Annotated in this window: 1 pseudogene; it reads right to left on the bottom strand. The window is 63.9% G+C overall.

Going from position 1 to position 1,248, the window contains the following annotated elements:
• Window positions 1-1,248 (bottom strand): annotated as a pseudogene (locus tag EOA27_RS37030) (conjugal transfer protein TrbE); the annotation flags it as partial.

Here is a 1,248-nt window from a genome sequence, read left to right on the forward strand (position 1 = left end):
ACAGGTACGGGCATGGTGCGGTGGGCGCGCCCGACCAGACGGAATTGAGCGGGATCAGATCCGCGAGGTTGCGCGTGTTGATCAGCGGCTCGCGAATGTTTGCGTACCAGTTTCCAGGTAGGCTGCCAAGAAAGGCCTCCGTCGCGTTGATTGTCTCTATCCGTGCGCCGAAGCCCTCGGCGTGGACGAGGCGGCGGACAGCCTCGGCCTTCTCCCGCAGCCTGGTCTCATGATCGAACAGCACGATGACCGGCGTGTAGTAGCCATAGGCGACGAGCTGCGAGGACGCCTGGGCGATCGCATCCTCCGTCTCGGCTACCATCGCCATCGCGTCCTGGTCGACAGAGCGCGATTGCGTCTGCAACAGCTGGTCGAAGAAGGGCCGGACCTTCTGCTGCCATTTCTTGCGCGTGCCCTCGAGCCGGGCCCGCGCCTCCTGATCGTCGAGAAAGATGAAGCGCGATGACCACCGATAGGTGAGCGGCATCATGTCGAGGGAATTGAGGATGCCCGGCCAGCTCTCGGCCGGAAAGCCGTCGATGCCGATTACGGCGAGGTAGCGGCTATCGACCATCGGCGTGAGGCCATGGCTGAACTCGGCCGTTGCCAGCCAGTCGAGATACATCGGGATCTCGGGCAGGCGCACCGGATGGTTCTCGCCGGTGATTGAGAAGCGGATGAACTGGAAGAGTTCGTCATAGCGGGCGGTCTGGAAGCCGCCCCGCTCCTCAACCGAGCGCGTCACCATGCGGCGGATCGAAAGCACGTTTCCGAGATACTGCTCGACCTCGCGGATCGAGGTCTGGAAGTTTTCCAGCACCGTGTCGGCATAGCGCGCCGTGTGGCTCTCGCTGTCGGAATAGACATACCGGGCTAGACCCGAGCGCCGTCGCTCCGGAGGACGCCAGGTCAGGATCAGCGCATGACGGCTCTCGAAATGTCCGCTGCCCTCCTGGAAATGCGCGCGGCGCTCATCGTCGATCGCGCGCGTGACCGGATCGGGAAAATGGCATTCCTCGCGCGCCGGATAGTCCGAGGTCGCGACACGCACAGCCTCGACCTGGATCATCCAGCCCGAGCCGAGACGCGACAGGATAGCGTTGATCTGGCGGGACACCTCGTTGCGCTCGGCGTCGGTCGAACTCTCCGAGTCCGGCCCGGCAAAGTACCAGCCCGCCATCAGTGAACCGTCCTTGAGCAGAATCACGCCGTTCGCGACCAGCGCGGCATAGGGCACCAGGTCCGAGA

The organism is Mesorhizobium sp. M2A.F.Ca.ET.037.01.1.1 (genome assembly GCF_003998075.1).
Lineage (GTDB): Bacteria > Pseudomonadota > Alphaproteobacteria > Rhizobiales > Rhizobiaceae > Mesorhizobium.